The organism is Microbacterium sp. NPDC091382, from assembly GCF_044757025.1.
Lineage (GTDB): Bacteria > Actinomycetota > Actinomycetes > Actinomycetales > Microbacteriaceae > Microbacterium.
The window spans coordinates 315,473-341,848 of the sequence record NZ_JBIVUD010000001.1 but is presented as its reverse complement, the minus strand read 5'-3'; the positions used below and the strand labels follow the sequence as shown (position 1 = coordinate 341,848).

Genomic DNA, 26,376 nt, shown 5'->3' with positions numbered 1-26,376 from the left:
CGCCGCAGCGGCGCTCACCCGGAGACTCCCCAGCCGACCACCCCAGTGCGGTCACGGGCTCCCCAGGGCAGGGCCCCCGCGCATCCCACTATGCCCAGGCGAAGGGCCGAAAAGGGGGCCGCGCGCTCAGTCGTTGCTCAGCCTTTCCTCAGTCCCCGGCGTGGGGCGTGGAACGGCCCTCGGAGACCCGATCCATCCCCCTAAGCTCGGGTCTCGGTGCGGGGGAGAGACCCCGGATCGCCGACGGGGAATCGCGGGCTGGGGTCCGCATCCGATCGCCCACGCATCCATCGCGTGATCCGATCACCCCTGTCCGGCCGCACCGACCGAGGGGGAGAGCGAGCGTGGCGGAACACGTCATCCTGTTCGCCGGGCCGATGGGCGCCGGCAAGACGACGGCCATCCGCAGCCTGAGCGAGATCGACGTCGTCTCCACCGAGGCCGCCAACACCGATCGTGCACAGGCCGACAAGGACACCACGACTGTCGCGCTGGACTACGGCGAGCTCACGCTCGGACCCGACGAGAAGGTGCGCCTCTACGGCGCCCCCGGTCAGAAGCGGTTCGACTTCATGTGGACGGTGCTCGCCGAGCGGGCCAAGGGCCTGCTGCTGCTCGTCAACAACGACCTGCCCGACCCCATCGCGAAGGCCATCGAGTACCTCGGCGAGTTCGAGGAGCTCGTCGCGGGCGGCGCCGTCGTCATCGGCGTGACCCGCAGCGACGTCGCACCCACTCCCGACCTCGGCGCCTACGCCGACGCGCTGTCGCAGTGGCATCCCGACCGCACCATCCCGGTCTTCACCGCCGACCCGCGCAGCACCGACCACATGCGCACCCTGCTGCTGACCCTCGTCGCGAGCGTCGAGGCAGCCGAGATCATCGCGTCCGCCACGAGCGGCGCCGCCGAGACCGCCGCCTGAGACGCGAGGACGACACACCACCATGAGCACCCCCCTGCATCAGGACGCCGACGTCATCGCACTCGCGACCGACGTCCTCGGGGCCTTCGCCGCCCACAGCACCTCCCTCACCTACGCGAGCGTGCTGACCGACGACGGCTTCGAGGTCGCCTCGCAGCACGGCGCCGTCGCGCAGAACGGCGGCCGTTTCGCCAGCATCGCCAGCTCGCTGCAGGCACTCGGCGAGGCCGCCGTGCGGGAGCTCCGTCTCGGCGGCGCCTCGTCGGTGCTCGTCTTCAGCGACGCCGGTCACATCGTGCAGGTGCGCGTCGAGGGCAGCACGCTCGTCCTCGCCGCCCTCTTCGGCTCGGGCGAGACGCTCGGCCACGCCCTCGCCCTCGCCCGGCGCGCGGCATCCGATCTCGGTCGCAGCCTGCCCCGCACCGGGTGATGCCTTCTCTGCGACTCACCCCGCGCCGTACGGCGGGCGCGACCCGGCGGGAACGCCGACAGACCACCCGAACGCCATCTGACAAAGGACACGACATGGCAAACATCCACGACTCCCTCGCGAAGCTCATGACGATCGACGGCGCCATCGGCGTCGCGCTCGTCGACTCCGGCTCGGGCATGGCCCTCGGCACCCAGGGCACCGGCCTGGACCTCGAGCTCGCCGCCGCCGGCAACACCGAGGTCGTCCGCGCCAAGCTCAAGACGATCGCGGCCCTCGGCCTGAACGAGTCGATCGACGACATCCTCATCACGCTGTCGTCCCAGTACCACATCATCCGTCCGCTGGCCGCGGCCCCCGAGGTCTTCATCTACATCGCCCTCGACAAGGCACGCGGCAACCTCGCCCTCGCCCGTCTGTCGACCCGCGAGGTCGAGAAGCAGCTCGAGCTGTGATCGACCGCGACGGCGGACCCCTCAGGTCCGCCGTCGCACCGCCCGAACCGTCGCACCGGCCCACACGAGGAGACGAGATGACCACTGACCCGCAGACCGCGGCCGAATGGCGCGCCGACCCCCTGGGGATCGCCGCCTACCGCTGGTGGGACGGCTCCGGCTGGACCGGCTACACCTCCGACACGGATGCCGGGGCTCCGGCAGCCGTCGACCCCGCCGCCCGTGCGGGTGTGCAGCGCGAGGTGCACGTCTCGGCGCCGGCAGCGACTCCCGTGGCCGCCGAGCAGCCGGCCGCGGCCTTCGTCGCTCCGGGCTACGTCGCTCCGCCCTCCGCCGCGGAGACCGCGGCTCCCACGATCGGCGGGCCGACCCGCGGGCCGTGGCCGGCATCCCTCCCCGACACGCCGATCCGCCGGGCGACGACCCTCGAAGAGGCGGCGGCCGGTCTCGGCGCGATGCCCGAGGGCGTCGCCGACGACATCGACTGGTCCCGCCTCGCCCTGCGCCTGCGGACCGCGATCGAGGGCGGCGAAGGCGACCTCATCGAGGTGCGCGCGGGCGATCTGCCGCCCCTCGTGCTCGACGTGGCGCAGCACGCCTACTGGTGGGACCACCCGCTCGCCGACGTGCCCGGCCGGGTCACGTCCATGACGATCCTCGACCTCGACCGCGAGGCGCACCTGGTCGCCGAGCCCGGGCGCGATCTCGACCCGCTGCTGTGGGCCGTCGCCCACGCGTCGTTCGAGGCATCCGCTGCACCGTGGATGCGGGCGGGCGACCGCTACCGCCTGCACCGGTGGCCCAACCTGACCACGTTGCCGCACCAGCCGCATCACCTGCGGGCGATCTCGCTGCTCGGTCAGGCGGCGCTCACCGAGGACGAGTTCTCGCGGGTCGCCGACCTCGACGCCCATGAGGCTCGCCGACTGCTCACGACCTTCAGCCTGATGGGGCTGTTGCGGGTGAGCGCGGCCGAGGGACGCTCGGTCTTCGTCTCGAAGCCGAAGCCCGCCGGCGGCGGCCTGCTCGGCCGGCTCGCGAAGTTCTTCGGCGCGCGCTGATCCGCGCCGCGCTCAGCCGTCGGTCGGGACGTCCCAGACCACAGGCGTGACGGTGCCGTCGCGCCAGTCGCGGCGCAAGATGCTGTAGGCGACAGATGCCAGGAGTCGCCCGTCGTCTGCGGGCCAGCCCTCGCGGTAGTAGGCCTCCTGCACCCAGCCGCAGCGGACGAACACCCGCCGCATCGCGAGGTTGTCCTCCCGCGTCTGCCCTTCGAATCGGTTGACCTCGGGCATCGTCGTGAAGACGTGGTCGGTCGCCGCCCGCAGAACGTCCGCCGCGAGCCCGTGGCCGCGGTGCGCCGCGTCCAGTCGCAGGTCGAACAGGGGAGCGCCGTCGCTCAGGTCTTCCAGGCGGAAGAATCCGATCCGCCCGTGCTCGTCGGAGTCGATCCAGAACGACGCGTGATCCTCGTCGGCGTACGCGCCGTCGTCGATGGCCTCGGCGATCTGCTCCGCCGTGGGATCGGTCCGCACGTGGAACGGGAACGACTGCGACGTCATGAACGAGACCAGCGCCTCGCGGTCGGCGCCGGTGGGATCGAGCGGGGTCAGGCGGATCGGCATCCGTCCACGCTAACGACTGCTTGGGGCGGCGCCGAGTCTGCAAACTTGATATGAGTCGGCTCAAGTTGGTTTGACCCGCGGCGGGTGTCGGAGTAGCGTTGAGTCATCGCGGCTCAGGTTGTGGCCAGGGCCGCCGAGAGACTTCAGATCTACGCAATCGCCACACGAAGGAGAATCACATGGCACGTGCAGTGGGAATCGACCTCGGAACGACCAACTCGGTCGTCGCCGTCCTCGAAGGTGGCGAGCCGAAGGTCATCGCCAACGCCGAGGGCCTCCGCACGACCCCCTCGGTCGTCGCGTTCACGAAGGACGGCGAGGTGCTCGTCGGCGAGACCGCCAAGCGCCAGGCCGTCACCAACGTCGACCGCACCCTGACGTCGGTCAAGCGCCACATGGGCACCGACTGGAAGACCCAGGCGATCGACGGTAAGAACTACACGCCGCAGGAGATCTCGGCCCGCATCCTCCAGAAGCTCAAGCGCGACGCCGAGCAGTACCTGGGCGACACGGTGACGGACGCCGTCATCACCGTTCCCGCCTACTTCAACGACGCCGAGCGTCAGGCCACGAAGGAGGCCGGTGAGATCGCGGGCCTCAACGTTCTCCGCATCATCAACGAGCCCACCGCCGCCGCCCTCGCGTACGGCCTCGACAAGGGCAAGGAGGACGAGCTCATCCTCGTCTTCGACCTCGGTGGTGGAACCTTCGACGTCTCCCTCCTCGAGGTGGGCAAGGACGACGACTTCTCGACCATCCAGGTGCGCTCGACCGCCGGTGACAACCGCCTCGGTGGCGACGACTGGGACCAGCGCATCGTCGACTACCTCATCAAGCAGTTCAAGGACACGAGCGGCGTCGACGTCTCGAGCGACAAGATCGCGCTGCAGCGCCTCAAGGAGGCGGCTGAGCAGGCGAAGAAGGAGCTCTCCAGCTCGCAGTCGACCTCGATCAACCTGCCGTACCTCTCGCTGACCGACTCCGGCCCCGTCTCGCTCTCCGAGACGCTCAGCCGCGCGAAGTTCGAGGACCTCACCAAGGACCTGCTCGACCGCACCAAGAAGCCCTTCGAGGACGTCATCCGCGAAGCCGGCATCAAGGTCGCCGACATCGACCATGTCGTGCTCGTCGGTGGGTCGACGCGTATGCCCGCCGTGAGCGAGCTCGTCAAGAAGGAAGCCGGCAAGGAGCCCAACAAGGGCGTCAACCCGGACGAGGTCGTCGCCGTCGGCGCCGCCCTGCAGGCAGGTGTCCTCAAGGGTGAGCGCAAGGACGTGCTGCTCATCGACGTCACCCCCCTGAGCCTCGGCATCGAGACCAAGGGCGGCATCATGACCAAGCTCATCGAGCGCAACACGGCCATCCCGACCAAGCGCAGCGAGACCTTCACGACCGCCGACGACAACCAGCCGTCGGTCGCCATCCAGGTCTTCCAGGGCGAGCGCGACTTCACCCGCGACAACAAGCCGCTCGGCACGTTCGAGCTCACCGGCATCGCACCGGCTCCCCGCGGCATCCCCCAGATCGAGGTCACCTTCGACATCGACGCGAACGGCATCGTCCACGTGTCGGCGAAGGACAAGGGCACCGGCAAGGAGCAGTCGATGACGATCACCGGAGGCTCGTCGCTGCCGAAGGACGACATCGAGCGGATGGTGCGCGAGGCCGAGGAGCACGCCGCCGAGGACAAGAAGCGCCGCGAGGCCGCGGAGGTCCGCAACCAGGCCGAGACGCTCTCGTACTCGATCGAGAAGCTCCTCACCGAGAACGCCGACAAGCTGCCCGAGGACGTGAAGACCGAGGTCCAGGCCGACGTCGACGCGCTCAAGACGGCGCTCGCGGGCGACAACGACGACACCGTCAAGGACGCCTACGACAAGCTGAACGCGTCGCAGACCAAGATCGGCGAGGCGATCTACGCCGCGAGCCAGGCCGACGCCGCACAGGCGGGGGCCGATGCTCCGGCCGGCGAGCAGGCGGCATCCTCCGATGAGGACGTCGTGGACGCCGAGGTCGTCGACGACGAGGACGAGAAGAAGTAAGCATGGCGGACAAGGACTTCGAGAAGCCGGACGAGGGCGACGACGTCGCCGCGACCCCGGCCGAGGAGTCGGTGGAGCCCGCCGGGGATGCCGACACGGAGCCGGAAGCGCTCACGGTCGACGACATCCTCGGCGCGGCCCAGTCCGACGAGGCCGCCGTCGCCGACGCGCCGGAGGAGGAGCACGACCTGCTCCTCGATCTGAAGCGCGTGCAGGCGGAGTACGCCAACTACCGCCGGCGCACCGAGGAGCAGCGCGAGGTGGAGATCGCGCGCGCCAAGGGCGCCGTCGCCAAGGGGATGCTCCCCGTGCTCGACGACCTCGACCGTGCCGAGAAGCACGGCGACCTCGCCGAGGGCAGCGCGCTCGCCGCGATCGCCGAGAAGATGCGGGCCGTCGTGGCCCGCCTGGGAGTGGAGCGCTACGGCGCGGCGGGCGACACGTTCGACCCGCAGCAGCACGAGGCGATCTTCCAGGCGCCCACGCCCGGCACGACCGAGCCGACGATCCTCGAGGTCGTCGAGGTCGGTTACCGCCTCGGGGACCTCGAGCTGCGTCCGGCGAAGGTCGTGGTCGCCGTTCCGGCCGAGTAAGGGAGCGCGCCCATGGCCAGTCAGGATTGGTTCGACAAGGACTTCTACAAGGTGCTCGGGGTGTCCAAGGACGTCTCGGACGCCGACCTGAAGAAGACGTACCGCAAGCTGGCGCGCACCTATCACCCCGACTCGAACGCGGGAGACGCCGCGGCCGAGGCGAAGTTCAAAGAGGTCAGCGAGGCGTACTCGGTGCTCAGCGACAAGGAGCAGCGCGCCGAGTACGACCAGCTGCGCGCCATGGGGTCGGGGAGCGCTCGCTTCCAGCCCGGGGCGAGCGGCGGCTTCGAGGACGTGTTCAGCCGGTTCCAGCCCGGCGGCACCAGCCAGCAGGCGGACTTCGACGACCTCTTCGCGATGTTCGGCCAGCAGGGCGGTGGCCGCTTCGGCTCCGGTCGCTTCGGGCAGTCGAGCGGCGGCTTCCGCGGCTTCGGCGGCCCGCAGCGCGGTGCCGACGTCACCGCCCGCACGACGCTCGACTTCACGACCGCTGTGAAGGGCGACACCATCACGCTCCAGGGCGAGGACGGCAAGCCCATCAAGGTCAAGATCCCCGCGGGGGTCTCGGACGGTCAGAAGATCAAGCTGCGCGGCCGGGGCCGTCCCTCGCCGGACGGCGGGGAGGCGGGCGACATCGTCCTCACGGTCGGCGTGCGCCCGCATCCCGTCTTCACGCGCGAAGGGCTGAACCTCCGCATCCATGTTCCCGTCACGTTCACCGAGGCGGCGCTGGGCGCGACGATCGAGGTGCCGACGCTCGGCGGAGACACTGTCAAGCTGCGCGTCGCGCCGGGGACGCCGTCGGGACGTGTGCTGCGCGTCAAGGGCCGCGGGGTTCAGACGGCGAAGGGCACCGGCGATCTGCTCGCCGAGGTCCAGGTCGCCGTTCCGACGCACCTGGACGGTCCCGCGCGCGAAGCGCTGGAGCGCTTCCACGAGCTGGAACCCAAGGAGAATCCCCGCGCCGACCTGATGTCCAAGGCGCGCGAGTGAGGTGAGACGCATGGCGAACGAGCAGGTCGACGAGGACGCCCCGATCCTGGCGATCGCGGTGGCCGCAGAGCTCGCCGGCATGCACCCGCAGACGCTGCGTCAGTACGATCGACTGGGACTCGTGGTACCGGCGCGCACCCGTGGCGGGTCGCGCCGGTACTCCCTCCGGCACGTCGCGCAACTGCGCGAGGTCGCGCAGATGTCGGCCGACGGCGTGAGCCTGCCGGCCATCTCGCGCATCATCGAGCTCGAGAACCAGGTGCGGATGCTGCGCCGCGAGGTCACGGGACTGCAGGGTCGCCTGCGCGACGAGGTCGCCGCCCGCCGCGGTGCCCGCGTGTTCGCAGCCGGCGCGACCGGCTCGGTCGTCACGCTCCGCCAGGGCACGCGCGTGCGCCGCGCGACAGACGTCGTGCTGTACCGCCCGCACCCGCCCACCGACTGACCCGCCGCGCGACGGCGCGTCGCCGAGCCGTCTCACATGGTCGCCTGACGGCGTCGAAAGCGACCATCTGCGACGGCTCGGGCGTTCTGCCCGGGCTTCTGCCCGCGGGGTCGACGGTGGTGACTGTCCACAGATCGGGTGACGGGGCGGGGCGTGAGCGGTCAACCGCACGACGGTGTACGGATGCCGACTGTTCTTCCCCCGGATCTTCCCGACCATTTCCCCGTCTCGCGGGCGCTCGACGCCGGCGTGACGCGCCGCCGATTGCGGCATCCGTCACTGGCCGCACCGTTCTACGGCGTCCGTTCGCGCGAGCAATCGAGCGACGTGACGGGGCTCGCACGCGGGTACCTGACCAAGCTGCGGGCCGGGGAGTATTTCTCTCACGCAACGGCGCTCGTTCTCGCGGGTGGTTGGTGTCCTGACCGACTCCGAGCCGCTCTCGATGTGACCGCGATCCCCCCGACGGTACGGGCTCGCGGGGTAGGCGTCCGCGGGCACCAATCGCAGGTGGCTCGCCTCCGGCTGGTCGACGGGATGCCTGTGGCCGAGCCGGCCGCTGCGTGGTGCCAGGCGGCATCCCTTCTCACCGACCGGGAACTCGTGGTCGCAGCGGACTCCCTTCTCCGCAGGCACGATCCCGTGCTCACCGTCGATGCTCTCGAGGCGGAGGTCGACAGCCGAGTCGGGTCTCGCGGTGTGCGTCGCCTCCGACGTGCGCTCGCGCTCGCCGAGCCGCGCACGGATTCGGTCGCCGAGACGCTCCTCCGACTGGACGCGCGAGAGGCCGGACTCCCGCGCTTCGAAGTGAACGCCGCGATTCGGGACGCGCGCGGCCGGTTCCTGGCCGTCGGCGATCTCGTCCACGCGCCGACGAGAGTCCTCCTCGAGTACGACGGGCAACAGCATCGCCTGGATGACCGCCAGTACGCCCGCGACGTCGACCGCCTCGACGACCTCGCCGCCGCCGGCTGGCGTGTGACGGGTGAACCGCTCGCATCGCGGTCCCGCCCGCCGAGCCGTTCTGGAACGCGTGCGCAGCACCATGCTCCAGCGGGGCTGGCGCGTCGAGACGGCCCAGATGGTCAGTCCGCGGCGGCGAGAATGACCATCTGCGACGGCTCAACGGTACGAGGCGACCGGCAAGCGGATGCCGGGCGTCAGGCGGGGTCGATGCGGAGGGTGCCGGGGCCTTCGCCGACGGTCAGGTCGGTCACGAGGCGGAGCGACCGTGCCAGCGCGTCGACGGCGGGGATGACGGTGCCGAACCGCTCGCGGTCGGAGATGACGGCGGTGAGGGTCACGAGGTGCGTGCCGGTGTCCCAGGTGTACGAGGCGAACGGCGTCTGGCGAGGGTTCGGGGGCAGGGGCATCTCGAGCTTCTCGCCGACGCCGAGCGGCGACCCGGTGAACGCGACGGTGTCGTCGTACTCGATCGGCATGCTGGCGCGCATCGTCCGCAGCTGCGGGGTGAGCTCCTGAACCTGGGCCATCGCGACGAGCAGCTCGGGGTCGTCCTTCCACACCCATGCGAGCAGACGTCCGTCGGCGCGGCGCATCAACGCGGGGATCGCCTGACTCATCGCCCACGCGGCGACCCTGCTGCCGGGCTGCTCGCGACCGAACGCGGCGTTCGCCTGGGCGAGCAGCATCCCGATCGCCTTCTTGCGGGCGCGGCGTCCGCGGAACCCGAACGAGCCGGTGATCGGTACCCACTGCGCGGGGTCGGCCTGGGCGGAGATGCGGGTCATGCCGACAAGCGTAGGGGCGACGCCTCCGACGGCCCTGAGCCCGGGGCGCGCCGACCTCCCAGCGGGTCGCGAACGGCACCCGGGCTAGAATCGAGCCCCGGCGCCCCGCACATCCCTGCGCCCCACCGGCGAGAGCCCCCTCGCCTCCGACGCACAGATTGGCCCGTACCCCGTGACCATGACGCCCCCGGACAGTCCCGCCTCCGAGCGCCGCCCCCTGACCATCATGATCGCGGCCGACACGTTCGCGCCCGACGTCAACGGTGGAGCGCGCTTCACCGAGCGCCTCGCCGCCGGCCTCGCCGAGCGCGGCCACCGTGTGCACGTCGTGACGCCCAGCGTCGGCCACCGCAACCACGGTGTGTTCACCGAGGACATCGAGGGGCAGCCGCTGACCGTCCACCGACTGCCGGGATGGCGGTGGCACCCGCACGACTGGCTCCGTTTCGTGCTCCCCTGGATGGGCAAGCACTACTCGCGCCGGCTCCTCGACCAGATCGACGTCGACGTCGTCCACAGCCAGTCGCACATCGTGATCGGTCGCGCGCTGACCCGCATCGCGAACCAGCGCGGCATCCCGGTCGTGGCGACGAACCACATCATGGCCGACAACATCCTGGACTTCACGCTGCTGCCGAAGTTCCTGTACGACATCTTCCTCAAGCTCGCGTGGGACGACGCGAAGCGCACGTTCGCCATGTCGCGGGCCGTCACGACGCCCACGCGCAAGGCGGCGGAGTTCCTCGAGAACACGATCGACATCGACGGGGTCGTCCCGATCAGCTGCGGCATCCGCAAGAGCAACTACACGCCGAACCTCGAGCCGCGCGAGAACCGCCGCCGGGTTCTGTTCGTCGGGCGCCTCACGACCGAGAAGCACGTCGAGGTCACCCTCGAGGCGATCGCGAAGCTCCCCGACCTGAACCTCGAGTTCGAGATCGTCGGCGGCGGCGACCAGCGCAAGAACCTCGAGCAGGCCACGCAGCGGCTCGGCCTCACCGACCGGGTCACGTTCCGCGGGCGCGTGTCGGAGGAGGAGCTCCGCGCCGCCTACACCCGCGCCGACGTCTTCGTCATCGCCTCGGTCGCCGAGCTGCAGTCGATCGCGACGATGGAGGCCATGGCCTCGGGTCTTCCCGTGATCGCGGCCAACGCCGTCGCGCTGCCGCACCTCGTCCACGACGGTGAAAACGGCTATCTGTTCGAGCCGGGGAATGCCGACGAACTCGCCGAGAAGATCCGCACCGTGCTCACCGCCGACCAGGCCGAGTACTCGCGCATGCAGCAGGCCTCGCTCGACGGCGTCGAGATCCACGACATCGAACGCACCCTCGACACGTTCGAGAAGCTGTACCGCGGCGAACCGCTCGACGGCTGACATGCGGCTTTTCTTCGACGCGCGCTACATCCGCACGGACTTCCACGACGGCATCAGTCGCTATTCGGCGGAACTCGCGCGGGCGGTGTCGGATGCCGCGGCCTCCCACCGCACCGAGGTCACCTTCCTGATCCACGACGAGCGGCAGCGCGCGTTCCTGCCGGACGGCGCGGTCACGCTGAGGATCCACGCGCCGACATCGGCCGCGGAGCCGTTCTCGTCACTGATGCTGAACCGCCACCGACCCGACGTGGTGTTCTCGCCCATGCAGACGATCGGCTCCGCGGGGAGGCGGTTCCGCCTCATCCTGACGCTGCACGACACGATCTACTACCGGCACCGCACCCCGCCTCGCGCCCTGCCCTGGTACGTGCGCCTCGGCTGGCGACTGTTCCACCTGTCGTACTGGCCGCAGCGCTGGACACTCAACGCCGCCGACCTCGTCGCAACGGTCAGCGAGACGAGCGCGCGCCAATTCGCCCGCGTGAGGCTGACGAAGCGCCCGGTGGTCGTCGTCCCGAACGCGCCGCAGCGCCTCGCCGAACTGCTGCCCGAGGGGACCGTCGTCGGCGCGGGGCCGGTGCGGAACCTCGTCTACATGGGTTCGTTCATGCCGTACAAGAACGTCGAGACTCTCGTCACCGCGATGCGGCAGCTGCCTGACCACACCCTGCATCTGCTGTCGCGCATCTCGCCCGAGCGGCGGAGGGAACTGACGTCCCTGGCCGCGGGTGCCTCGGTCGTCTTCCACGACGGGGTGACGGATGCCGCCTATGCGGCGCTCCTGGCCGATGACGCAGCGCTCGTGACGACGAGCCTCGACGAGGGCTACGGCCTGCCGGTCGCCGAGGCTCTCGAACTCGGTGTGCCCGCGGTCGTGACGGACATGGAGATCTTCCGCGAGGTCGCCGGTGACGGTGCGCTGTACGTGGATCCGCTCGACCCGGAGGCCGTTGCGCAGGCCGTGCGCTCGCTCGACGAACCGGGCGTTCGGGAGCGTCTGGTGGCGCGCGGTACCGCTCACATCCGGTCGTTCGACTGGGTGCGCTCGGCGCGGATCCTGCTGGCCGCGGCGACCGACCTGACGCGCCGCTGAGGCGGAAGCCCGGGACGGGGCCGGGTCAGACGCCGCCGGCACCGCCCGCGTGGCTGCGGTTGTCGACGTAGACCGCCGTGGCCTTCGCCATGCGGGCTTCGGAGTCGGCGCCTCGGCGTGCGGCCGCGCCGTGACCCTCTTCGTCGATCGCGGACCGATCGAGTCGTGCACGTCGACGTGCGACGGCGAGGCTCAGAGCGACGATCCCGACGACGACGGCAGCGAATCCGAGTTCCATGTCTTCAACCTCGCCGTCAGAGGAATTGGCTGCCGATGGTGGATGAGGCGAACCCCAGCACCGTTCCGACGAGGGTCGCGGCCGAAAGTCCGATCGCGATCCCGCCGAGGAGGCGAGCCCCGACATCCCGCCGTATCGCGACGAGCCCGAGGATGAGCGCGACGACGGCGAGGGCGCAGGTGAAGAGCGAGAAGACGGCGTTGACGATGCCGTACAGCTGCGGGTCGTAGGACGTCCGGTAGAGCTGGATCGTGATGGCGGGCCAGACTCCGCCCAGGAGAACGGGAGCCGCGGCCACGAGCAGTGCGGCGATGGCCATGCCCCGGCTGGATCCCGGGCCGGCCACCGTGGGGGCAGCGGCGAGCGGATACGGCGCGTATCCGGGCGGCGGATACTGCGGGGGCTGCTGCGCGTACGGCGGAACGGGCTCGCTCATGGGGTGTCCTCTCGCGGAGACCCGAGTCTAGGGGCGGGGTCCGGCGGGGCGGTAGGGGATGTCGGGCGCGCTCCCCCGAAGCGGGCAGGTCGGCCTGGCGCGATAACCGTCGGTGACGATCGTCCGAATGGCGGCCACGGCGGCGAGGGTGACGAGGAGGGCGAGAGCGAGGAGGAGGAATGCAGCGGTCATGGCAGGAACGCTATGCTTGGCGTCATCCTGCCACGAGTGGCTGTATCGTCACCGGTCGCAGTAATCCTGCCAGCGTGGCGTTCGCCCTGCTCCTCGGAGGTCTCATGATCCGCACCGTCGCCTGCGTCGTGCAGCCGGGTTTCGCCCCGTTCGAGTTCGGACTCGCCTGCGAGGCATTCGGCCTCGATCGGAGTGACGAGGGCATCCCGAACTTCGACTTCCGCATCGTGACCCCGGACCCCGGCGCGATCCCGAGCAACCTCGCCTTCTCGATCAACGTCGACGCGGATCTGACCTTCGCCGACGACGCGGACGTCGTCGTCATCACGCCGATCCCGCGAGAGGCGTGGGGGAACGTCGACCCGCGGGTGATCGACGTCATCCGTCGGGCGGTCGAGCGGGGCGCGTGGGTGCTGACGGTGTGCAGCGGGTCGTTCGCGGTGGCGGCATCCGGCGTCCTCTCGGGTCGTCGCGCGACGACCCACTGGCGGTACGCCGAGACGATGGCGAGCATGTACCCCGACATCGAGGTCGACCCGAATGTGCTGTACGTGCAGTCCGGTCGGATCATCACGAGCGCCGGCACGGCGGCGGGGCTCGACGCGTGCCTGTACCTGCTGCGGATCGAGCTCGGAGCCGAGGCGGCGAACACGATCGCGCGTCGGATGGTGGTGCCGCCGCAGCGCGACGGCGGGCAGGCGCAGTTCATCGCCGCACCGCTGCCGGTGTCGACCTCTCTGTCGCTGACGCCGGTGACCGAGTGGATGCTGGCGAACCTGCGACTCGATCTGCCGGTCGATCAGCTGGCGAGCAAGGCGCACATGTCGCCCCGGACGTTCGCGCGGCGGTTCAAGGCCGACTACGGCACGACGCCGGGTGCATGGCTCGGCCGGCAGCGGATCCTGCACGCGCAACGACTGCTCGAGCAGACCGACCTCGGTCTCGACGCGATCGCCTACGAGTGCGGGTTCGGTTCGGCGGCCGTGCTGCGGCAGAACTTCTCGCGGGTGCTCGGGACGACGCCGACGGCGTACCGCGCCCGATTCGCCTGCGCCACCGATATGGCATCGTGATAAAGTTGAGCCAGACGGACTCAAGTTTCTCGCGATCCCTCAGGAGCAGACGATGAACGCACAACCGGCCCCCGGGCAGGGGGAGCAGGGCAGCGCCCTCGAGCAGTTCGGCATCAACCTCACCGACCGCGCCCGCCAGGGCAGGCTCGATCCCGTGATCGGACGCGACGGCGAGATCCGGCGAGTCAGCCAGGTGCTCACGCGCCGCACGAAGAACAACCCGGTGCTCATCGGTGAGCCGGGCGTCGGAAAGACGGCGGTGGTCGAAGGGCTCGCGCAGCGCATCGTCGCGGGTGACGTCGCGGAGTCGCTGAAGGGCAAGGAGCTCATCGCCCTCGACATCTCGGCGCTCGTCGCAGGCGCGATGTATCGCGGTCAGTTCGAAGAGCGGCTGAAGAGCGTGCTCAAGGAGATCACCGAGTCCGACGGCCGCGTGATCACCTTCATCGACGAGCTGCATACGCTGATGGGCGCCGGCGGCGGCGAGGGGTCGGTCGCGGCATCCAACATGCTGAAGCCGATGCTCGCGCGCGGCGAGCTGCGCCTGATCGGCGCGACGACGCTCGACGAGTACCGGGAGTTCATCGAGAAGGATGCCGCCCTGGAGCGACGTTTCCAGCAGGTGTACGTCGGCGAGCCGAGCGTCGAGGACACGATCGCGATCCTCCGCGGGCTCAAAGGTCGGTACGAGGCCCACCACGGTGTGACGATCAACGACGGTGCTCTCGTAGCCGCCGCCGCGATGGGAGACCGCTACATCCCGGGTCGGCAACTCCCCGACAAGGCCATCGACCTCATCGACGAGGCGATGAGCCGACTGAAGATGGAGATCGATTCCAGCCCCGTCGAGATCGACGAACTGCGGCGCCAGGTCGAGCGCATGCGACTCGAGGACTTCGCGCTGAAGAAGGAGAAGGACGACGCGTCCAAGGAGCGTCGCGCGAAGCTGCGGGACCAGATGGATGCCGCTCAGGCCGAGCTCGCCCTGCTCGAGGCGCGCTGGGAGCGTGAGCGGGCGGGTCTGAATCGCGTCGGCGACCTGAAGAAGCAGTACGACGACGCGATCACCGAGCGTGATCGGGCTCTGCGCGAGGCTGACTACGCCCGCGCCTCGAGGCTCGAATACGAGACCATCAAACGTCTGCAGGAGGAGATCGCGGACGCCGAGCGGGCAGAAGCGAACCCCGCTGAGGAGCGCATGGTCAACGAGCAGGTGACCGACGAGGACATCGCCGCCGTCATCGCGGCGTGGACCGGCATCCCGGTCGGAAAGCTGCTGCAGAGCGAGAGCGCTCGACTCGTGCACCTGGAGTCCGAGCTCGGCAAGCGGCTGATCGGGCAGAAGCGGGCCGTGAAGACGGTGGCGGATGCCGTGCGCCGGTCGCGGGCCGGGATCAGCGACCCGAACCGGCCGACGGGATCATTCCTGTTCCTCGGGCCGACCGGTGTCGGCAAGACGGAGCTCGCAAAGGCTCTGGCGGAGTTCTTGTTCGACGACGAGCGCGCGATGGTGCGCATCGACATGAGTGAGTACGGCGAGAAGCACGCCGTCGCGCGGCTCGTCGGCGCTCCTCCGGGATACGTCGGTTACGAGCAGGGTGGCCAGCTGACCGAGGCGGTGCGGCGTCGCCCCTACTCCGTGGTGCTGCTCGATGAGGTCGAGAAGGCCCACCCCGAGGTGTTCGACGTGCTGCTGCAGGTGCTCGACGACGGACGGCTGACCGACGGTCAGGGTCGAACGGTCGACTTCACGAACACGATCCTCGTCTTGACGAGCAACATCGGGTCGCCGGTGCTGATCGATCCGACGCTGACGGACGACACGAAGCGCGAGCAGGTCATGGCGATGGTGCGGCAGGCCTTCCGACCGGAGTTTCTGAACCGTCTCGATGACGTCGTGATGTTCACGCCGCTGACCGAGTCGGATCTGGCGCAGATCGTGGAGTTGGCGGTCGACGCCCTGCAGCGGCGGCTGCACGCGCGCCGGCTGACTCTGGCGGTGACGCCGGATGCGCGGGCGTGGCTCGCCGAGCGCGGGTACGACCCGCTGTTCGGGGCGAGGCCGCTGCGCCGGCTGATCCAGTCGGAGATCCAGGACCGGCTCGCGATGGCGCTGCTGTCGGGCGGTGTGCACGACGGCGACGTCGTGCGGGTGGATGTCGCGGTCGACGGCTCGCAGCTGGTGCTGACGAGCAGCGGCCCGACACCTCCAGAAGAGTCGGGCGATGACGTCGTCGAGGCGGAGCTGCTCGACTGATGAGGCGCGTCTCGCTGGGACGCGGTGTGGTCCTGCGGGATGTCGCCGGATCGGATGCGGGGGCGCTCCCGGATGCGTATCGCCGCAGCCGGGGAAGGCTGGCGCCGTGGGAGCCGGAGCGGGACGAGCATTTCTTCACCGAAGCGGGACAGGCAGCCGCGATCGATTCGATGCTGCGCGACCGCGATGCGCCGTCTCAGCCGGTGCTGCGGAGGAGCGGTGCAGCGCAGGGCGGCGCGGGGATGCCGCGGCTCGGGGGTGGCACCGCTCGGGTGAATGGCGCGCTGCGGAGTGAAGCGGGAGGGTGTCGCTTCGCGAGGGTCACCGCAGTACGGGGCCGTCGCAGGGCGGAGACGCGCGAGTGCGACTCGATGCCACGGTGTGGGGCAGTCTGCCGGCCGCGGCTCGGTGGCGAGACTCAGAAGGGTGCCGGCTCTCCCGGTGGTGCTGCGGCAGGGGTGAAGGCGACGGCCGGTGTGGGTGCGTCTTCTCTGTAGATCCTGCCGAGGGGTGAGGTCCATTCCAGGACGCCACCCGACAGTTGTCGGACTCTCCAGGCGGTGAACTGCTTCATCGAGTGATGCCGTTGGCACAGGTGCGCCAGGTTCGGGAGTTCGGTGTTGCCGCCGAGGGCGTGATCGTGGGTGTGGTCCACCTCGCAGCGGATCGCGGCGACGCGGCATCCGGGGAACCGGCAGTGCTGGTCCCGCACTTGTAGGAAACGTCGCATGCCGGACGGCACCCGGTACGAATCCGTCGACACGGTGACCCCGGTGGTCGGGTCGTGGAACAGGCGCTCCCAGACCCCCGTGCCGCCGGCGAGCGTTCGCGCGGTGGCCGGGTCGATCGGTGAGCGGCCAGTCAGATCACACGGCCCGTCGTCCGCCCCGGTGAGCGTCGCCGCGGGAACGAGCACCTGCACCCGTGCCCGGATCGCTCCGAGCGGCCCGGCGGTGGTGTCGCGGGTGTCGTCGAGTGCGGGTGAGCCGGCGAGGAGCAGGTCGGCGAACACGTCGGCCCTGACCTGATCGGTCGAACGAGCGTCGGTCGCAACGACGACCGATTCCGGGGCTCGTTCCTCGCGGGTGTCGACGATCGCCCGTGCCTGCTGGGTGAGCCGGTCGTGGATGCCCTCGGCGATCACCGTCGGCAGCGTGGCGATCAGATCCGACATCCCGTTCCGCCCGGGGACGAGGCGCACGCACCGCCCCGCGGCAGCCTCCTCGTGTCGTTCGGCGAAGGATCGTGGGTGCATCCGGTGGGCGAGGATCTCGAGCTCACCCCGAACCCGGTTCGGGGTGTCGCGTTCGCAGCGTTCGATCGCGACCTTCTCGAACTCCGCCCACAGTTCTGCGGGCAGGTTCGACCCCGCATCCACGATCGCCATGACATGCCCACGGACAATCCGCCCCGCCTCCCACGCGGTCACAGCGGCGGGGAACCCCTCGATGACCAGCCGGGCTTCCCCGATCCGGCGTTGCACCGTCCGGTCGGTCATCCGCATCACCCCACCGACCTCAGCGGCGATCGAGCGCAGCACCATGTCATGCACCTGCACTCGCGCGTTCCGAGGCGCGCTCTGCGCGTCCGCGAGCCGGCCGGCGGCGGCGAGCACGCGAAGCTCCCGGACCTGCACGCGCGCCAACTCGATTCCCACGTTCTCGACGTCCGCAACGATGCCCGCGATGGCGGCGAGATACGCCTCGCCATCGGGGGTTTCCGCTGTGTTCGTCATACCTGCACTCTGGCAGCAACCTCCGACATTCGAACCCCGAAAACCGCCGAGACCACACGTTGCGAACCGCCCTGCGTATGAGAAATCTCTCACTCACTCCCACGACGTGACTACGACCTGGGAAGACCTCAGCCAAGCCCTTCTCCGCGCGTGAAAAGATCGAGCATGCGAACCGTTCGGGCCCTGTGGGGTGCCACTCACCCGGGTCCCTCGCTCGTCGTCACGGTCCTGTCGCTCGCTCTCGGCATCGCCGCCGGTGTGGAGCCCTGGCGGATCGTCCTCCTCGTCATCGCGGTGTTCGCAGGTCAGGTCTCGGTCGGTCTGTCGAACGATGCGATCGACCTGTTCCGCGATGCGACCGTCGGTCGCGCCGACAAGCCGCTCGTCCGAGGCGACACCCGCGTCCGCACGGCGTGGATCGCCGCTCTCATCGCTCTCGGGGTCGCCGTCATCCTCTCGGCCGTCCTCGGGTGGGCGATGCTCCTTGCTCACGTCATCGCTCTCGCCTTCGCGTGGAGCTACAACGCGGGCGTGAAGGCGACCCCGGTGTCGATCGTCCCGTTCCTCGTCAGCTTCGGCATCTTCCCCTCGCTCGCGACGCTTTCGGAGCCGTCCCCGCAGCCGGCGGCGCTCTGGGCCGCATTCGCGGGCGCCATGCTCGGTGCCGCCGTGCACCTCACCAACGTGCTCCCCGACCTCGACGACGACCGCCGCACCGGGGTCCGTGGCCTGCCGCACCGGATCGGGCCCGCGGCATCCGTCGTCCTGGCCGTCGCCGGGATCGTCGTCGCTGCGATCGCGGTCCTGGTCGGCAGTCTCACCGAGGGCGCCCCGGCCGTCCTGATGATCCTCTTCGCGGTGGTCGTGATCGCGATCGCCGGGGCCGTCATGCTCCGGATGCGGCGGCGCGGCGCCGATCGCACCGGCTTCCGGCTCGTGATGTCTGCGGCCCTGGTCCTCGCTCTGCAGCTCGTGGTGGCGTCCGGCACGGCATGATCCGCGTGGTCCTCCGCGCCCTGATCCGTCACCGCCCGGCGGCGTCGAGCCCCATCGCGTAGGCGTGTGGGACGAGCGACCCCGTCGCGGCGAGCACGGAACCCAGCACCCGCGACCGCACCGCGTGCGCCCTCCGCGACACGGGGCGGCCGAGGCCCATGTTCACGGCGGCGAGGCGTCCGGCGGCCCGCGCCGATCGCAGCCGGTCCCGCTCCCACTCGTCCAGATCCGCCTCGGGCGCCGAGCCCACCCGGATCCACGCCGCGAGCAGGGGTGCGAGGGTCGCGGCATCCAGCAGCCCCAGGTTGAGACCCTGCCCGCCGATCGGACTGATCTCGTGCACCGCGTCGCCGATGACGAACAGTCGGTCGCGCCGCATCGCGGGGGCCAGCACCCGCCGCACGCCGAAGGCGGTCGCCTCGGTCACCATCTCGGCGGCGTCGGCCTCACCCCGCGCCCGCATCGCGTCGCGCAGCCGTGACGCGAGAGCGTGCGGTTCGAGCGACCCGCCCGCGTCCCAGGCGACGAAGCGGCGGCGCCCGTCCGGCAAGGGGAAGGACTCGAGCACTCCGTCCGGAGCGAGATGGACGAGCGCGGTCTCGCCGTCCTCGCGAGGCGGGAGGGCGGCATCCGTCATCAGATACCGATCGGGGTATGCAGTCCGCCGGAGGCCCTCCGAGCGGAAGACGAGGTCCCTCACACCCACGCCGCCGGCGACGACGACGATCGGCGCGTCGCGCGCGCCCGCGTCGGTCTCGACCCGCACCCTCGCGCCGTCAGGAGCGATCCGCGTCACCGTCACGTCTCGCTCCGGCTCCGGTCCCTCGCCGCGGAGCGCTGCCTCCGTCTCGACCTGCGGCAGCGTCGCGACATACGGATGCCGCGCGTCCAGACGCCCGAAGTCGACGACACCCAGCGTCCGACCGTCGCTGCGCGCCTCGCCCCGCCGCACCCGCACGGCGCGGGTCAGGATCCGCTCCGTCGCCCCGCCGGCCTCGAGCGCCGCGAGCGTCGGCGCGTGCAGCCCGATCGCCCGTGACCCGCCGCCCGCGGCCGGCCTGCGCTCGAGCACCGCCACCTCGACCCCGAAACGGGTGAGTTCAGCGGCCAGGAGCGTGCCCACCGGGCCCGCTCCGACGACGATGACCTCAGGCATCGCCATCCGCCACCGCGAGCAGTCGGAACGGTGCCGGCGACGCCACCCGCCAGGGCGCGCCGAGCGCCTGCTCGAGCTCCGCCGCCCAGTAGCTGCGCCGGATCGACCGCAGGCCGTCGGTTCTGAGGAAGGTGCCCCGCTCGAGCGCCGTGATCCCTATGCCATAGAGCGCATACGCCAGCGCGCCGCGCTCGATGTCCGCGTGGAGGACGGTTCCCGACGACAGAGCGCGGGTATCCGCGGCGAAGTTCTCGAGCTCATCCGCGTCCAAATGGTGCAGTACGTGGTTCGAGAGGACGAGGTCGAACGTGTCGCCCGCACCCCGGAGCTCGGCGGCATCCGTCGCGGCGAACGACACGGTCTCGCTCTCGCGTGTCCGAGCGACCTCGAGCGCACGCGGATCGGGGTCGATCCCGAGCCACTGCACCTCGAGACCGTCGCGCTCGGCCCACGCGGCGAGTCGCGCCACCACGTCACCGCCACCGCTGCCGACGTCGAGCACGCGTGCCGGCCGCGCAAGCTGTCGGAGACGGGGACGGATGCCGCGCCGCCAGACCCGGCCCCAACCGCCGATCGCGCGGTTCACGAGGTCGAACCGCCGCAGCGTCTCAGCCAGGGCGACGGGGTCGCAGTCGGGATCGTCCATCAGCTCCCGGAGCGCGGCGTCGCGCACCGCGAGGTTCACGCGGCGGCCCGTCGGTACGTCAGGCGGGCCGCCTCGAGCGTCAGGCCGGGGCCGAAGGCGAGAGTCGCCACGCGGTCGCCGTCGGCGAGGTCGGCCGCGAGCATCTCCTTCAGGATGAAGAGGATCGTCGCGCTCGACATGTTCCCGTAGTCGCGGAGCACGTCGCGCGAGACGCTCAGGGCGTCGTCGGCCAGCTCGAGACCGCTCTCGACCCTATCCAGCACGCTGCGGCCGCCGGGGTGCACGGCCCAGGTCTCGACGCCTTCGTCCCCGAGGAACGACTCGACCGCGCCCCGGATCTCGCGTCCGATGATGCGCGGCACCTCGGCGGACAGCACCATCTCGAATCCCGTGTCGCCGATCGTCCAGGCCATGTCCTTCTCGCCCTCGTCGGTCAGCACCGTCGCGAACCGGTCGAGCTCGAACGCGGCCCCCGTCGCCCGCGAGGCGTCGGCGCTGACGACGGCCGCCGCGGCCCCGTCGGCGAAGACGGAGGCCGACACGATCTCGTCGTGGTCTGCCGGCGTCCGCACGTGCAGCGAGCACAGTTCCGCGCACACGACCAGCACGACCGCGTCCGGATGGGCCGCGCAGATCTGGCTCGCCGTTCGGAGCGCGGGCACGGCGGCGGCGCATCCCATGAAGCCGAGATGCGACCGCGCGACGGTCGTCGGCAGGCCGACGTCGCGCACGAGCCGGTAGTCAGGCCCGGGTGCGAACATCCCGGTGCACGAGACGGTGACGACGTGGGTCACGTCGGCGGGATCGACGGATGCCGCGGCCAGGGCGTTCCGCGCCGCCTCGGCGAACAGGGGCGGTGCGAGCCGGATGTAGGCGTCGTTGCGGGCGCCGGTCGACGGAGTCAGCAGAGCACCGGTCTCGGTGACCGTCGGCATCCGCTCGTCAGCGCGCGGCGAGGCGGTCGCCGCTGCCGCGGCCGCGAGATCGCCCAGGACCGTATGCCGGGTCTCGATGGCAGAGGCGTCGAACGCGGCGCCGATGAGCCGCTTCGTCAGTCGGTCGGCGCCGGGCTGACCGGCGAAGAGGTCGCGCACCTCGGCCTGTCGCAGGCGGGCGCGGGGCACGGCGGTGCCGATCGACAGGATGCGGGGGGTCATTGCCTCACCGTAACCGCCGAACGACCGCGTGGCGTCGCGGGTTGACCTCGGCTGCCCTCTGTGTGGGGGCCGCGGACGGCGCGCCTCGTGTCAGCGAGCGGCGACCCACACCTCCACGCCGTTCTCGCCGAGCGTGAAATTGATCGCCGTCCCCAGGGCGTAAGCGTCTTTCGCGGCCTCGGGGCTGAGGTCGCTGACCACCGCCGTCACCGCGACGGGGAACGGGCCCGCCCCGCATGTCGACAGTGTCTCGCCGATGTCGGGCTGGGCTGCTTCCTGCGGGCTCACGATGCTGAGGCAGCGCACCGGATTGGGGTCGGCCGGCGTGCCGACGACCGTGGCGAAGACCGAGAATCCGCGGAAGTCCGTGTAGCGACGGCTGTCCGAATCGCTCTCCGGCGGCCAGGCCTCGAGCTGCGTGAGCGTGGTCACCCGCTCCGCGTCGGGGTAGCGGGGAGTCTCGCGCGGGAGCGACAGGGTGATCGCCGCGGTCCCGACCACGAGCGCCCCGGCGCACGCGACGAGGCCGAGGCCGGTCGCCCACCGCGGCCAGTGAGCGGGCGCGCCGTACGGGCGCTCCGGGTCCGTCGCGGGCGCCTGCGGACCCGCTGGTGCCTGCTGCAGCTCCGCGGGCTCCGTCGCGGGCGATTCAGCCGATGGCTCCGCCGTAGCCTCGGCGTCGGCTGGGGTCTCCGACGCACGCACCTCGAGTTCGCGCAGGCGCGCAAGGGCCGCGGGATCCCCCGCGATGTCGGCACTGCGCCCATACGCGCGTTCGCGCAGTCGGGCCAACTCGGCGGCGTCGTCGTCGTCCATCGGGACCACTAAACCAACAGTTCGCCCCTGCCGGGCGCATGCGGCCGTCGCCGCGCCGGATCAGTCGTCGACGAGGATCGACTCGGCGACGGGCCGACGCTCCCGAGGGGCGTCCTCGCGGGCGCGGAGATCTTCCGACGCGGCCTCGATGTCGCCGAGAGGTCCCACAGCCATCACGGTCAGCGCGCGCTGGTTGCCCGCCAGGTCGAAGGCCTCGGCGATCTCGGCGGCGCGGAACCCGCCCATCTGATGCGTGCACAGTCCGTTCGCGTGGGCCTGCACCGTGAAGTGCGCTGCGGCCTGGCCGACGTCGTACGCCGCCCAGCGCAGTTCCTTACCGTCGAGCTCGGTGTTCGCGACGAACACCACGAGCGCGGCGGCGTCGGCCGCCCACGCGCGGTTGAAGCCCATGAGGCTGTCGACGACGGCGGTGTGGGATGCCGATCCCCGTCGCGCGACGATGAACCGCCACGGCTGCGTGTTGGACGCCGAGGGGGACCAGCGCGCCGCTTCGAGAGCGGACTGCAGGGCCTGCTCGTCGATCGGTGCGGACGCGTCGAAGATCCGCGTGCTCCAGCGTTCGGTCAGGACGTCGAGGATGGGTGCGTCGGTGGATGCGGTGCGATTCGGCATCCCTCTATTCCATCACCGCCCGGGGGACGCCGGCGTCACAGGGCTCAGGACGTCGCCCAGTCCGCGGGACCCGAGCTCCCCGCCGCGTACTCGTCGAGCGGGACGCGGCCGTCGCGCCATGCGTCGATCACCGGCTGGACGATGTGCCAGCAGTCCACGGCGGCGTCACCGCGGACCGACAGCATGGCGTCGCCGTCGAGGATCCCCGACAGCACTTCGGCGTACGCCTTCAGGGCGCCCTCGCCGAGGTGCGCCTCGAGGGTCGCCTTCTCGAGCTCGAGTGGATCCGCCTCGCCGTTGACGTTGAGATCCAGAGCGATGGAATCCGGCCCCAGCGAGAAGCGGAGCACCGTGGGCCCCGGATCGCCCGTGAACCCGCCCGGCAGGTGCCGGACGGGGTGGAAGCGGACCTCGACCTTGGCCTCGGCGTTCCCGAGGGCCTTGCCCGAGCGGAGCGTGATCGGGACTCCCTGCCATCGGGCGTTGCGGACCTCGACGGTCATCTCGGCGAGCGTCTCGGTCTCACGGGTCGGGTCGACGCCCGGCTCGTCGACGTACGACGGGAAGTCGCGACCTTCGACCTCTCCCGCGGTGTACCGCGCGCGCCGCGACGACGCGACCGGGTCGTCGCGCCAGATGGCCGTGGCCCGGAGCGCCGCGCCGGTCGCGTCGCGGAGGTCCCGCTGGTCGAGGGATGCCGGGGGCTCCATCGTCACGAAGGCCATCACCTGCAGCAGATGGCTCTGGATCATGTCGGTGAGCGCGCCGGCCTTGTCGTAGTAGCCCGCGCGGCCTTCGAGCCCGAGCGGCTCGTCGAACTGCACGAGGATCGACGCGATGTGATCGGCCGACCACGCGGGCTCGATCAGCCGGTTCGCGAAGCGGACCCCCAGCAGGTTCAGCACCGTCGAACGGCCGAGGAAGTGGTCGACGCGGAAGACCTGCCCCTCGGGCACGAGCTCGGCGAGCGTCGCGTTCAGGTGCTCGGCGCTGGCCGCGTCGAATCCGAACGGCTTTTCGAGCGCGAGGATCGTCCCCTCGGGAATCGTCACCGAGCGCAGCGCCTCGCACGCCTTCGCCGCGACCGCCGGCGGCACCGCGAAGTAGAGCGCGGGCCGGCCTTCGGCCGCATCCAGCAGCTTCTGCAACTGGTCGGGGTCGGTGATGTCCGCCTTCGTGTACGTCGTGTCCGAGAACGCCTCGAACGCGGCCTCGGATCCGGTCGTCGCGAACGCCTTCCGCACCGTGTCGCGCCAGGCGTCGTCGCTCCAGTCCTCCGCGCCGGCCCCCGCCAGGCGGACCTTCCGCTGGGGCTCGCGGACGAGCAGCTGCCCGAACGCGGGGAGGAGCAGGCGGGAGGTGAGGTCCCCCGAAGCGCCGAGGATGAGCAGGGTCGTGTCGGCCGTCATGGGCGTCACCCTAACCCGCAGAGGCCGGTCGGAGCGGGGAGCGGCTCGTCTCTTGCCCCGCCGTCGGCGGAGCGTGACAATGACGACGATGTCTGCCCCGATCGAGTCCTACGCCCTGCTCAGCAACTGCCGCACCGGCGCTCTCGTCTCGGATGCGGGGAGCATCGACTGGCTCTGCCTGCCGCGCTACGACGACGCGTCGATCTTCGGCGCACTGCTCGGCGACGAGCAGCACGGTCGCTGGAGTCTGCGCCCCGCAGATCCCGGATCGACCGCCACGCGGCGCTATGACGGCGACACCTTCGTGCTGGTCACGCGCTGGCGAACGGCCGACGGCGTCGCGGACGTCGTCGAGTTCATGCCTGCCGCCGAGGAGACGGATGCCGTCGTCCGCCGCGTCGTCGGCGTGGAGGGGGCCGTCGCGTTCGAGAGCGAGCTCCTCCTGCGCTTCGACTACGCCCGCGCACTGCCCTGGGTCCGCCAGATCGGGGATTCCGCGGCTCCGGTCCTGCTCGCCATCGCCGGCCCCGACGCCGTCGCGGTCCGCGGTCCGCGGCTGCACCCCGACGGGAAGACGCACCGCGCGGCGTTCACCGTCCACGCGGGCGAGACCGTCGATTCGGTGCTCACGGCGGATCGGTCGTACCACCGGCATCCCGTCGCGATCGACGTCGACGCGGCGCTGGACCGCACCCGGTCCTGGTGGACGGAGTGGGCCTCGCGTGTCGACCGCGGCGGAGCGTGGGACGCCGCGCTGATGCGGTCGATGCTCGTGCTGCGCGCGCTGACGCACCCCGAGACCGGCGGGATCGTCGCCGCCGCCACGACGTCGCTCCCCGAGGACCCGGGCGGATCCCGCAACTGGGACTATCGCTTCGTCTGGCTCCGGGACGCCGCGCTCACCCTCGAGGCCTACCTCGCCCACGGCTACACCGAGGCGGCGAGGCGGTGGCGGGACTGGCTGCTGCGCGCCGTCGCCGGCGACCCCGCCGACGTGCAGATCATGTACGGCCTCGGCGGCGAGCGCGACCTGCCCGAGCGCGAGCTCTCGAGCCTGCCCGGCTACCAGGGGTCAGCTCCCGTCCGCGTCGGCAACGGCGCGGTCGACCAGTACCAGGGCGACGTGATCGGCGAGGTCCTCGTCGCGCTCGAAGCCGCCCGACTGGCGGGCGTTGCGGAGACTCCATCCTCCTGGTCTCTGCAGCGGGCCCTCCTCGCGCAGGTGGTCGAGTGGGCCGACCGTCCCGACAACGGCATCTGGGAGATGCGCGGCGACCTGCACCACTTCACGCACTCGCGCGCGATGGTGTGGGCGGCGCTCGATCGGGGCGTCCGCGCGGTGCGCGAACACGGCCTCCCCGGAGACGCCGGCACGTGGGAGGCGCTGCGGGATCGGGTGCGATCCGAGATCGACGAGACGGGAGTGGATGCCGCGGGTGGTCACTTCACGCAGCACGACACCACCGACGAGGTCGACGCCTCACTGCTGCTCCTGCCCGTCGTGGGCTTCTGCGCCGCTGACGATCCGCGGATGCTCGCCACCGTCGCCCGTATCGAGCGGGACCTGCTCCGCGACGGCTTCGTCATGCGGTATCGCACGGCCGCGGGAACCGATGGGCTACCCGGCGACGAGCATCCGTTCCTCGCGTGCTCGTTCTGGCTGGCCCAGCAGTACGCGGCGACGGGACGCATCGAGGACGCGACACGCCTCATGAACCGCCTCTGCGCCGTCGCGAACGACGTCGGGCTGCTGTCGGAGGAGTACGACCCGGCGACCGGTCGTCACATCGGCAACACCCCGCAGGCCCTCAGCCACCTCGCGCTCGTCGGCGCGGCGGACGCGCTCGCCGGACACACCGGCCGCGCCGCCCACCGCACCTGAGCCCGGTCAAGAGCATGTC

The 26,376-nt window shown here is 70.9% G+C and carries 27 protein-coding genes; 14 read left to right on the top strand and 13 right to left on the bottom strand.

Annotated features, from left to right (window positions below; translation table 11 throughout):
* Window positions 1-344 precede the first annotated feature (344 nt).
* The 4 genes from ACIQLK_RS01620 (at window position 345) to ACIQLK_RS01605 (ending at window position 2,869) form a co-directional block, all read left to right on the top strand.
* A complete protein-coding gene (locus ACIQLK_RS01620; protein WP_400362372.1) occupies window positions 345-923 on the top strand; it encodes a GTP-binding protein in 579 nt (192 codons plus the stop codon).
* A gap of 22 nt (window positions 924-945) precedes the next feature.
* Window positions 946-1,353, top strand: coding sequence for a roadblock/LC7 domain-containing protein (locus tag ACIQLK_RS01615; RefSeq protein WP_400362371.1), 408 nt, complete (start codon window positions 946-948; stop codon window positions 1,351-1,353).
* A 95-nt stretch (window positions 1,354-1,448) separates the two neighbouring features.
* Entirely contained in the window at window positions 1,449-1,808 is a 360-nt protein-coding gene (locus tag ACIQLK_RS01610) for a hypothetical protein (RefSeq protein WP_400362369.1), read from the top strand.
* A gap of 77 nt (window positions 1,809-1,885) precedes the next feature.
* Window positions 1,886-2,869, top strand: a complete 984-nt coding sequence (locus tag ACIQLK_RS01605; RefSeq protein WP_400362367.1) for a hypothetical protein — start codon at window positions 1,886-1,888, stop codon at window positions 2,867-2,869.
* Window positions 2,870-2,881: 12 nt separating this feature from the next.
* Here the strand turns inward: ACIQLK_RS01605 and ACIQLK_RS01600 are convergent, their stop codons facing one another.
* Entirely contained in the window at window positions 2,882-3,433 is a 552-nt protein-coding gene (locus ACIQLK_RS01600; RefSeq protein WP_400362366.1) for a GNAT family N-acetyltransferase, read from the bottom strand.
* A gap of 179 nt (window positions 3,434-3,612) precedes the next feature.
* Between ACIQLK_RS01600 and dnaK the strand changes: the two genes are divergently transcribed.
* From dnaK to ACIQLK_RS01580, 4 genes are read left to right on the top strand one after another with little or no spacing between them, the layout of a single operon-like run.
* The gene (dnaK, locus tag ACIQLK_RS01595; RefSeq protein ID WP_400362364.1) at window positions 3,613-5,475 is read left to right on the top strand and encodes a molecular chaperone DnaK; all 1,863 of its coding nucleotides are present in this window, start codon (window positions 3,613-3,615) and stop codon (window positions 5,473-5,475) included.
* A gap of 2 nt (window positions 5,476-5,477) precedes the next feature.
* Window positions 5,478-6,068 (top strand): nucleotide exchange factor GrpE, encoded by a 591-nt coding sequence (locus ACIQLK_RS01590; RefSeq protein ID WP_400362363.1) that lies wholly within the window; start codon window positions 5,478-5,480, stop codon window positions 6,066-6,068.
* Between the two features lie 12 nt (window positions 6,069-6,080).
* A complete protein-coding gene (locus tag ACIQLK_RS01585; protein WP_400362361.1) occupies window positions 6,081-7,061 on the top strand; it encodes a DnaJ C-terminal domain-containing protein in 981 nt (326 codons plus the stop codon).
* 10 nt (window positions 7,062-7,071) lie between these two features.
* On the top strand, window positions 7,072-7,506 hold the full coding sequence (locus tag ACIQLK_RS01580; protein ID WP_400362359.1) for a heat shock protein transcriptional repressor HspR: 435 nt from the start codon (window positions 7,072-7,074) through the stop codon (window positions 7,504-7,506).
* 276 nt (window positions 7,507-7,782) lie between these two features.
* Here ACIQLK_RS01580 and ACIQLK_RS01575 read toward each other — a convergent pair whose 3' ends face one another.
* Window positions 7,783-8,553, bottom strand: coding sequence for a hypothetical protein (locus ACIQLK_RS01575; protein ID WP_400362357.1), 771 nt, complete (start codon window positions 8,551-8,553; stop codon window positions 7,783-7,785).
* Window positions 8,554-8,666: 113 nt separating this feature from the next.
* Window positions 8,667-9,257 (bottom strand): hypothetical protein, encoded by a 591-nt coding sequence (locus ACIQLK_RS01570; protein ID WP_400362356.1) that lies wholly within the window; start codon window positions 9,255-9,257, stop codon window positions 8,667-8,669.
* Window positions 9,258-9,435: 178 nt separating this feature from the next.
* Between ACIQLK_RS01570 and ACIQLK_RS01565 the strand changes: the two genes are divergently transcribed.
* Together ACIQLK_RS01565 and ACIQLK_RS01560 are read left to right on the top strand one after the other, a co-directional pair.
* The gene (locus ACIQLK_RS01565) at window positions 9,436-10,635 is read left to right on the top strand and encodes a glycosyltransferase (protein WP_400362354.1); all 1,200 of its coding nucleotides are present in this window, start codon (window positions 9,436-9,438) and stop codon (window positions 10,633-10,635) included.
* Window position 10,636: 1 nt separating this feature from the next.
* Complete coding sequence (locus tag ACIQLK_RS01560) at window positions 10,637-11,731, top strand: glycosyltransferase family 4 protein (RefSeq protein WP_400362352.1); 1,095 nt, start codon at window positions 10,637-10,639, stop codon at window positions 11,729-11,731.
* 25 nt (window positions 11,732-11,756) lie between these two features.
* On the opposite strand, the gene ACIQLK_RS01555 is transcribed toward ACIQLK_RS01560, so the two are convergent.
* Genes ACIQLK_RS01555 through ACIQLK_RS01545 form a run of 3 tightly spaced genes read right to left on the bottom strand, consistent with a single transcriptional unit; the run spans window position 11,757 to window position 12,597 of the window.
* A complete protein-coding gene (locus tag ACIQLK_RS01555) occupies window positions 11,757-11,969 on the bottom strand; it encodes a hypothetical protein (protein WP_400362350.1) in 213 nt (70 codons plus the stop codon).
* A gap of 16 nt (window positions 11,970-11,985) precedes the next feature.
* Window positions 11,986-12,405, bottom strand: coding sequence for a hypothetical protein (locus tag ACIQLK_RS01550; protein ID WP_400362348.1), 420 nt, complete (start codon window positions 12,403-12,405; stop codon window positions 11,986-11,988).
* A 27-nt stretch (window positions 12,406-12,432) separates the two neighbouring features.
* On the bottom strand, window positions 12,433-12,597 hold the full coding sequence (locus ACIQLK_RS01545; RefSeq protein WP_400362346.1) for a hypothetical protein: 165 nt from the start codon (window positions 12,595-12,597) through the stop codon (window positions 12,433-12,435).
* A 104-nt stretch (window positions 12,598-12,701) separates the two neighbouring features.
* On the opposite strand from ACIQLK_RS01545, the gene ACIQLK_RS01540 reads away from it, so the two are divergent.
* Together ACIQLK_RS01540 and ACIQLK_RS01535 are read left to right on the top strand one after the other, a co-directional pair.
* Entirely contained in the window at window positions 12,702-13,670 is a 969-nt protein-coding gene (locus ACIQLK_RS01540) for a GlxA family transcriptional regulator (protein ID WP_400363841.1), read from the top strand.
* A gap of 52 nt (window positions 13,671-13,722) precedes the next feature.
* A complete protein-coding gene (locus tag ACIQLK_RS01535; protein ID WP_400362345.1) occupies window positions 13,723-15,927 on the top strand; it encodes an ATP-dependent Clp protease ATP-binding subunit in 2,205 nt (734 codons plus the stop codon).
* 418 nt (window positions 15,928-16,345) lie between these two features.
* Here the strand turns inward: ACIQLK_RS01535 and ACIQLK_RS01530 are convergent, their stop codons facing one another.
* Window positions 16,346-17,662, bottom strand: a complete 1,317-nt coding sequence (locus ACIQLK_RS01530; protein WP_400362343.1) for a DUF222 domain-containing protein — start codon at window positions 17,660-17,662, stop codon at window positions 16,346-16,348.
* 165 nt (window positions 17,663-17,827) lie between these two features.
* Here ACIQLK_RS01530 and ACIQLK_RS01525 point away from each other — a divergent pair, with 165 nt between their 5' ends.
* Complete coding sequence (locus tag ACIQLK_RS01525) at window positions 17,828-18,658, top strand: UbiA family prenyltransferase (RefSeq protein ID WP_400362342.1); 831 nt, start codon at window positions 17,828-17,830, stop codon at window positions 18,656-18,658.
* A gap of 28 nt (window positions 18,659-18,686) precedes the next feature.
* On the opposite strand, the gene ACIQLK_RS01520 is transcribed toward ACIQLK_RS01525, so the two are convergent.
* The 6 genes from ACIQLK_RS01520 to ACIQLK_RS01495 all read right to left on the bottom strand — a co-directional run bounded on the left by ACIQLK_RS01520 (window position 18,687) and on the right by ACIQLK_RS01495 (window position 24,475).
* A complete protein-coding gene (locus ACIQLK_RS01520) occupies window positions 18,687-19,814 on the bottom strand; it encodes an FAD-dependent oxidoreductase (RefSeq protein WP_400362340.1) in 1,128 nt (375 codons plus the stop codon).
* Window positions 19,807-20,499 carry a methyltransferase domain-containing protein gene (locus ACIQLK_RS01515; protein WP_400362338.1) on the bottom strand — a complete coding sequence of 231 codons (693 nt, stop codon included), beginning with the start codon at window positions 20,497-20,499 and terminating at the stop codon, window positions 19,807-19,809. The genes ACIQLK_RS01520 and ACIQLK_RS01515 overlap by 8 nt, the downstream gene beginning before the upstream one ends.
* Complete coding sequence (locus ACIQLK_RS01510) at window positions 20,496-21,617, bottom strand: type III polyketide synthase (RefSeq protein WP_400362336.1); 1,122 nt, start codon at window positions 21,615-21,617, stop codon at window positions 20,496-20,498. The genes ACIQLK_RS01515 and ACIQLK_RS01510 overlap by 4 nt, the downstream gene beginning before the upstream one ends.
* Before the next feature lie 90 nt (window positions 21,618-21,707).
* The gene (locus tag ACIQLK_RS01505; RefSeq protein ID WP_400362334.1) at window positions 21,708-22,433 is read right to left on the bottom strand and encodes a hypothetical protein; all 726 of its coding nucleotides are present in this window, start codon (window positions 22,431-22,433) and stop codon (window positions 21,708-21,710) included.
* 60 nt (window positions 22,434-22,493) lie between these two features.
* On the bottom strand, window positions 22,494-23,066 hold the full coding sequence (locus ACIQLK_RS01500) for a nitroreductase family protein (RefSeq protein ID WP_400362332.1): 573 nt from the start codon (window positions 23,064-23,066) through the stop codon (window positions 22,494-22,496).
* A gap of 44 nt (window positions 23,067-23,110) precedes the next feature.
* On the bottom strand, window positions 23,111-24,475 hold the full coding sequence (locus ACIQLK_RS01495; protein WP_400362330.1) for a glucose-6-phosphate dehydrogenase: 1,365 nt from the start codon (window positions 24,473-24,475) through the stop codon (window positions 23,111-23,113).
* A gap of 79 nt (window positions 24,476-24,554) precedes the next feature.
* Between ACIQLK_RS01495 and ACIQLK_RS01490 the strand changes: the two genes are divergently transcribed.
* The gene (locus ACIQLK_RS01490) at window positions 24,555-26,357 is read left to right on the top strand and encodes a glycoside hydrolase family 15 protein (protein WP_400362328.1); all 1,803 of its coding nucleotides are present in this window, start codon (window positions 24,555-24,557) and stop codon (window positions 26,355-26,357) included.
* Window positions 26,358-26,376: the final 19 nt, after the last annotated feature.

What these genes read in the sequence shown, in the direction of transcription:
- ACIQLK_RS01615 (WP_400362371.1), top strand. Translation starts at nt 946, where the DNA reads ATGAGCACCCCCCTGCATCAGGACGCCGACGTCATCGCACTCGCGACC.
- ACIQLK_RS01610 (WP_400362369.1), top strand. Translation starts at nt 1,449, where the DNA reads ATGGCAAACATCCACGACTCCCTCGCGAAGCTCATGACGATCGACGGC.
- ACIQLK_RS01605 (WP_400362367.1), top strand. Translation starts at nt 1,886, where the DNA reads ATGACCACTGACCCGCAGACCGCGGCCGAATGGCGCGCCGACCCCCTG.
- ACIQLK_RS01600 (WP_400362366.1), bottom strand. Translation starts at nt 3,433, where the DNA reads ATGCCGATCCGCCTGACCCCGCTCGATCCCACCGGCGCCGACCGCGAG.
- dnaK (WP_400362364.1), top strand. Translation starts at nt 3,613, where the DNA reads ATGGCACGTGCAGTGGGAATCGACCTCGGAACGACCAACTCGGTCGTC.
- ACIQLK_RS01590 (WP_400362363.1), top strand. Translation starts at nt 5,478, where the DNA reads ATGGCGGACAAGGACTTCGAGAAGCCGGACGAGGGCGACGACGTCGCC.
- ACIQLK_RS01585 (WP_400362361.1), top strand. Translation starts at nt 6,081, where the DNA reads ATGGCCAGTCAGGATTGGTTCGACAAGGACTTCTACAAGGTGCTCGGG.
- ACIQLK_RS01580 (WP_400362359.1), top strand. Translation starts at nt 7,072, where the DNA reads ATGGCGAACGAGCAGGTCGACGAGGACGCCCCGATCCTGGCGATCGCG.
- ACIQLK_RS01575 (WP_400362357.1), bottom strand. Translation starts at nt 8,553, where the DNA reads ATGGTGCTGCGCACGCGTTCCAGAACGGCTCGGCGGGCGGGACCGCGA.
- ACIQLK_RS01570 (WP_400362356.1), bottom strand. Translation starts at nt 9,257, where the DNA reads ATGACCCGCATCTCCGCCCAGGCCGACCCCGCGCAGTGGGTACCGATC.
- ACIQLK_RS01565 (WP_400362354.1), top strand. Translation starts at nt 9,436, where the DNA reads ATGACGCCCCCGGACAGTCCCGCCTCCGAGCGCCGCCCCCTGACCATC.
- ACIQLK_RS01560 (WP_400362352.1), top strand. Translation starts at nt 10,637, where the DNA reads ATGCGGCTTTTCTTCGACGCGCGCTACATCCGCACGGACTTCCACGAC.
- ACIQLK_RS01555 (WP_400362350.1), bottom strand. Translation starts at nt 11,969, where the DNA reads ATGGAACTCGGATTCGCTGCCGTCGTCGTCGGGATCGTCGCTCTGAGC.
- ACIQLK_RS01550 (WP_400362348.1), bottom strand. Translation starts at nt 12,405, where the DNA reads ATGAGCGAGCCCGTTCCGCCGTACGCGCAGCAGCCCCCGCAGTATCCG.
- ACIQLK_RS01545 (WP_400362346.1), bottom strand. Translation starts at nt 12,597, where the DNA reads ATGACCGCTGCATTCCTCCTCCTCGCTCTCGCCCTCCTCGTCACCCTC.
- ACIQLK_RS01540 (WP_400363841.1), top strand. Translation starts at nt 12,702, where the DNA reads ATGATCCGCACCGTCGCCTGCGTCGTGCAGCCGGGTTTCGCCCCGTTC.
- ACIQLK_RS01535 (WP_400362345.1), top strand. Translation starts at nt 13,723, where the DNA reads ATGAACGCACAACCGGCCCCCGGGCAGGGGGAGCAGGGCAGCGCCCTC.
- ACIQLK_RS01530 (WP_400362343.1), bottom strand. Translation starts at nt 17,662, where the DNA reads ATGACGAACACAGCGGAAACCCCCGATGGCGAGGCGTATCTCGCCGCC.
- ACIQLK_RS01525 (WP_400362342.1), top strand. Translation starts at nt 17,828, where the DNA reads ATGCGAACCGTTCGGGCCCTGTGGGGTGCCACTCACCCGGGTCCCTCG.
- ACIQLK_RS01520 (WP_400362340.1), bottom strand. Translation starts at nt 19,814, where the DNA reads ATGCCTGAGGTCATCGTCGTCGGAGCGGGCCCGGTGGGCACGCTCCTG.
- ACIQLK_RS01510 (WP_400362336.1), bottom strand. Translation starts at nt 21,617, where the DNA reads ATGACCCCCCGCATCCTGTCGATCGGCACCGCCGTGCCCCGCGCCCGC.
- ACIQLK_RS01505 (WP_400362334.1), bottom strand. Translation starts at nt 22,433, where the DNA reads ATGGACGACGACGACGCCGCCGAGTTGGCCCGACTGCGCGAACGCGCG.
- ACIQLK_RS01500 (WP_400362332.1), bottom strand. Translation starts at nt 23,066, where the DNA reads ATGCCGAATCGCACCGCATCCACCGACGCACCCATCCTCGACGTCCTG.
- ACIQLK_RS01495 (WP_400362330.1), bottom strand. Translation starts at nt 24,475, where the DNA reads ATGACGGCCGACACGACCCTGCTCATCCTCGGCGCTTCGGGGGACCTC.
- ACIQLK_RS01490 (WP_400362328.1), top strand. Translation starts at nt 24,555, where the DNA reads ATGACGACGATGTCTGCCCCGATCGAGTCCTACGCCCTGCTCAGCAAC.